The organism is Sphaerospermopsis kisseleviana CS-549 (assembly GCF_028329225.1).
GTDB classification, from domain to species: domain Bacteria; phylum Cyanobacteriota; class Cyanobacteriia; order Cyanobacteriales; family Nostocaceae; genus Sphaerospermopsis; species Sphaerospermopsis kisseleviana.
The window spans coordinates 1-4575 of record NZ_JAQMTI010000200.1; the positions used below are offsets into that span (position 1 = coordinate 1).

Here is a 4575-nt window from a genome sequence, read left to right on the forward strand (position 1 = left end):
ATCCCGTACATCCTCAAATCCTGGAAATCCTGATTCAGACAAATACAACTTTAAACACCAACAGAAAATCTAAAAATTACCATCCCGTACATCCTCAAATCCTGGAAATCCTGATTCAGACAAATACAACTTTAAACACCAAATAAACCATCTAAAAATTACCATCCCGTACATCCTCAAATCCTGGTTATCCTGATTCAGACAATATCAATAGTGCGTTACGTCTGCGTACTTAACTTATCCATCTATTTTATAATCTTTTCGCGTTCCTAATGCACCCTACAAGCTATTCATAAACTTTGCTTCTATGGGCAATAAAAATAATTGTTACCAGTTTTAAGTCATCATTAATTTCATAAATAACTCTATAGTCACCTACGCGATAACGATAATAACCTGATAACTCACCTTTGAGAGATTTTATATTAGGATGATTACCAGGATTAATTTTTAAACGATCAAAACATCTATCTAACTTTTTTTGTAAAGTACCAGAAGCAGATTCAAAAAACTCCACCGCATCAATACTAATAACAACAGTATAATTAATATTTTCGTTTAAGTTGGTCAACAGCAATCACCTTTCCTTGTTTTATGTTTTCTCTCGCATGATCAAAATTTTCTTTAAATCCTACAATCTCTAATAACTCTTGAGTAGCATCATCTTCTCTTGTTGCTAAATATGCTAAAAAATCAACTGCTACTAGTAATTTTTCAGGTGACAGTTGTTCAACATATTCTTGGATTTGTTCACGAAGTTCTAATGTATTCATAGATTATCTTGATTATTTACCTAACTTGATCATATCTTATCCTGATTCAGACAAAATTCGTTGTGGGTAGTACCTGACTCATCTGCATAAAGCAAATACATTTATTTTGTGCATCCTGGTATAATAAAAATCAGTCAAGGAGAGACCTTGCTCTCACGATCCGAAAAAGTCAGACCTCTTGACTGCTACATACATTATAACATTTTATTTTTAACTGTTTACTTTCTCATTGAGAAAATCATTATTTAAGCAGTTGAGGAACTTTAAACCACGAAATAAAATCCTGTAAATCCTTAAATCCTGGTTATCCTGATTTATGACAATTTAAATAGTGCGTTACATCGCTACAAACTACGAACTAAATAAAGCTAATAATTCTCGATTTTCTGTAGGTAATTGCAGTAAAATAAAATAGGAACTAGGATAAAGATAATCTTCTCCTGATTCATCTATAACACGAATTTGATGATGTTGACTTGCTTTTTCATCAGGTAAAATTTCATAGATTTTTCTGGTTTCTAAAGAAGCTGGGTAGTTATCATTTTTGATACAAATAGCGAATTGTTTAGATATGTTGGAATTTGACATAGGTTTACTCATCTAAAATGTACTTAATTTTTATTTCTTTTTTACCAATACCATGAGCTTCATACCAATGAAGTTCAGCTTTGCAGATACTTTCATCTTCTAATTTAATGGTAGCAATTCCTTTTAATTTTCGCCATCTCCCTTGTCCATAGATTTTCTTTAATCTTTCTACATCACGAATTGATTTATCAATAGCAATTATTTCTATTTGTTCAGTTTTTCCTAATATCTCAAAATTCAATATTTTTTTCTCCTTCAATAATAATGGTGCGTTACGTCGCTTATTTATCTATTTTATAATCTTTTCGCACTCCTAACGCACCCTACGCCCTTCGGGAAGTCAAAAGTCAAAAGTCAAAAGTCAAAAGTCCAGGACTTACGCAAAACAGAACCAAAGTAGGGGTAATTCATGAATTACCCCTACGCAAGAATAAGGTTTTCAGTCACATCTTGCGTAAGTTCTGCGTAAGTCCTAAAGTCAAAAGTCAAAAATTAATTATACTTAATTAAAAGTTGGAGATTTTGATGATCATGAATTATACACCAATAAATGAAAGAACTTTTGAATTTGCTGTAAGAATTACAAAATTGTGTTCTTACCTAGATAAACAACCTGGTACACCAAGATTATTAGCTGCTCAATTATTTAGATCAGGTACATCTATTGGTGCTAATATGGAAGAATCTCGTAGTGCTGAAAGTGATAAGGATTTTGTTAGTAAACAATCAATAGCACTCAAGGAAGCAAGGGAAACAAAGTATTGGTTAAGGTTGTTAGTTAAATCGGAAATTGTTCCTAATGAAAAAGTAGCAGATTTGGTTGATGAATGTGAACAGTTGATGAGAATTATTGCTAAATCAATTGTCACCACAAAAGAAAAGATGAAAAATAATTAATGTCTTATTTTTGACTTTTGACTTTTGACTTTTGACTTCCCGTTAGGGCGTGTTACAATCTACAAGTCTCGACGCGAGAGAAGAACTCACACCCCAACACCCAATACCACACACCAAAACCACCCCTAGGTAGGTGGCCTTCTGGTGCTTTTCTGTCATTACAAATATCTCTGTAGTACAACCAGCTTCCTCCTTTTCTCCATCCTACCTTGTCCCCGAACTTCTCCCAGATTTCTCCGTTATATTCTCTCGTTCCCCCTAAACCCTGATAAATTCGTTTCTGAACAGAAAACCCAAATCTACCATCACTGTATTTTACCCACAATTGGTCAATAGTGCGGAGGTCTGCACAGGGAAAATTATCAATGCTGTTAGTATCTAACCAACCTTCTTTTTCCCGTTTTGCAACTGCTAACATTACCCGTAATGTTTCCTCATCTGCTTCTTTCCAATTTCCTGCTTTGAGTAAGTCACGCAGTTTTCTGTAGTCCATTCCTACATCTGATTTTAATTCTACCTCTTGGTTGACAGGTGAGGGTGTGGGGATATTTTGTTTTTGTCGTGGTTGTGGTTGAGGTGTAGGAATAGGTGGTGTTACAGGTGTAACCACCAAACCCAAATTTTCCCGAAACTTCAAAACCGTCACAGTGCGATTTTCCGGTTCTATTTCCATACCCTGCAAAATAGCATTATTCACCCTCTGACTAATACGAGGTTCATAATGTTTAGGTTCGGGTAAAGGTTCATCTTCATATTTCCGGTTTGTTGCGGGTACGGGACAAATTTCTCCCTCTTTTTTCAATCCATCAGCAGTTAACAGATAATATAATGTTGCGGCTAAAGCATAAACATCTGTATGTTCTCCAAAATTACCTCTGCGACGATATTGTTCAATAGGTGCATAACCTTCTGTGAGAGAATTAGTCATACTTTTGGTAGCGAGACTGCGAGTTAAACCAAAATCAATTAACACCGCTTCTTGTTGATTTTCTCGTAATAGAATATTTCCCGGTTTAATATCGCGGTGTAACTGTCCTTTATTATGGATATATTCTAACGCTTGACCAATTTGATTTATATATAATAGTGCTTCATTTTCTGATAATTGTCCTTGATTTTGGACATATTTAAATAAAGTCACCCCATCAATATATTCCATCACCACGCCAAAAAGTTGACCTTCTTGGATGACTTCATAAACTTTGAGAATGTGCTTATGATCAAATCCTTTAATTGTCAAGGCTTCGTTAATAAACTTAACCTGTTGTTCTGCAAAGTCTTCCCGCAGTTGCATGGTTGAATTGAGGGTTTTGATAGCGTATAATTTCCCTGTGCTGGGTTCTAAAGCTTTGTAGGTAATACCAAAACCACCAGTACCTAAAATGTTTTGAATGATAAATCTACCGTTCTTGATTTGTTGTCCTGGTTGCCAGATTATCATATTTTCAAGAGTGGGATGATGATGGGATGAAAGAGTTGTATAATTTTATCATAATTATATGATACAATTAAGTAGTTGGAATCAGAATTTTTTGTCTGAATCAGGTGGTTATCGAGTTTCGACTACGCTCAACTACCGCGACTTGTACTGAGCGGTTAGTGAGCTTGTACTGAGCCTGTCCTGAGCCTGTCCTGAGCGGTGTCGAAGGGCGGTGTCGAAGGGCGGTGTCGAAGGGCGAAGTCGAGATAATGTCCAGGATTAGAGGATTTTCAGGATGTTGTTGGATGATTGTTTGTTGGGAATTTGGGGATTTTTTGTCTGAATCAGGTGGTTATCGAGCGAAGTCGAGATAATGTCCAGGATTAGAGGATTTTCAGGATGTTGTTGGATGATTGTTTGTTGGGAAGTTGGGGATTTTTTGTCTGAATCAGGTGGTTATCGAGCGAAGTCGAGATAATGTCCAGGATTAGAGGATTTTCAGGATGTTTTTGAATGATTGTTTGTTGGGAATTTGGGGATTTTTTGTCTGAATCAGGTGGTTATCGAGCGAAGTCGAGATAATGATTGTTTGTTGGGAATCTGAGATTTTCAGGATGTTTTTGGATGATTGTTTGTTGGGAAGTTGGGGATTTTTTGATGATGTTATTGAATGATTGTTTTTGAATGTTTATAAGCCATCTAAAAATTACCATCCCGTAAATCCTCAAATCCTGGAAATCCTGATTCAGACAAATACAACTTTAAACACCAAACAAACCATCTAAAAATTACCATCCCGTACATCCTCAAATCCTGGTTATCCTGATTCAGACAAATACAACTTTAAACACCAACAGAAAATCTATAAATAACATCCTGTAAATCCTCAAATCCTGG

The 4575-nt window shown here is 35.5% G+C and carries 6 protein-coding genes; 1 reads left to right on the plus strand and 5 read right to left on the minus strand.

Annotated features, from left to right (window positions below; genetic code table 11):
• Nucleotides 1–286: 286 nt before the first annotated feature.
• The 4 genes from PN497_RS16290 to PN497_RS16305 all read right to left on the minus strand — a co-directional run bounded on the left by PN497_RS16290 (nt 287) and on the right by PN497_RS16305 (nt 1602).
• Nucleotides 287–571, minus strand: coding sequence for a type II toxin-antitoxin system RelE family toxin (locus PN497_RS16290; RefSeq protein ID WP_096565899.1), 285 nt, complete (start codon nt 569–571; stop codon nt 287–289).
• The gene (locus PN497_RS16295) at nt 546–773 is read right to left on the minus strand and encodes a hypothetical protein (protein ID WP_096565897.1); all 228 of its coding nucleotides are present in this window, start codon (nt 771–773) and stop codon (nt 546–548) included. The genes PN497_RS16290 and PN497_RS16295 overlap by 26 nt, the downstream gene beginning before the upstream one ends.
• A gap of 351 nt (nt 774–1124) precedes the next feature.
• The gene (locus PN497_RS16300) at nt 1125–1361 is read right to left on the minus strand and encodes a hypothetical protein (protein WP_096572577.1); all 237 of its coding nucleotides are present in this window, start codon (nt 1359–1361) and stop codon (nt 1125–1127) included.
• Nucleotides 1362–1365: 4 nt separating this feature from the next.
• Nucleotides 1366–1602 carry an RNA-binding protein gene (locus PN497_RS16305; protein WP_096565895.1) on the minus strand — a complete coding sequence of 79 codons (237 nt, stop codon included), beginning with the start codon at nt 1600–1602 and terminating at the stop codon, nt 1366–1368.
• A gap of 290 nt (nt 1603–1892) precedes the next feature.
• Here PN497_RS16305 and PN497_RS16310 point away from each other — a divergent pair, with 290 nt between their 5' ends.
• Nucleotides 1893–2258, plus strand: coding sequence for a four helix bundle protein (locus tag PN497_RS16310; RefSeq protein WP_081677538.1), 366 nt, complete (start codon nt 1893–1895; stop codon nt 2256–2258).
• A gap of 52 nt (nt 2259–2310) precedes the next feature.
• On the opposite strand, the gene PN497_RS16315 is transcribed toward PN497_RS16310, so the two are convergent.
• Entirely contained in the window at nt 2311–3699 is a 1389-nt protein-coding gene (locus PN497_RS16315; protein ID WP_096565894.1) for a serine/threonine-protein kinase, read from the minus strand.
• Between the last annotated feature and the right edge of the window lie 876 nt (nt 3700–4575).

Bases quoted from the DNA above. Each gene is read 5' to 3' on its own strand.
- PN497_RS16295 (WP_096565897.1), bottom strand. From the start codon at position 773: ATGAATACATTAGAACTTCGTGAACAAATCCAAGAATATGTTGAACAA.
- PN497_RS16310 (WP_081677538.1), top strand. From the start codon at position 1,893: ATGAATTATACACCAATAAATGAAAGAACTTTTGAATTTGCTGTAAGA.
- PN497_RS16300 (WP_096572577.1), bottom strand. From the start codon at position 1,361: ATGTCAAATTCCAACATATCTAAACAATTCGCTATTTGTATCAAAAAT.
- PN497_RS16315 (WP_096565894.1), bottom strand. From the start codon at position 3,699: ATGATAATCTGGCAACCAGGACAACAAATCAAGAACGGTAGATTTATC.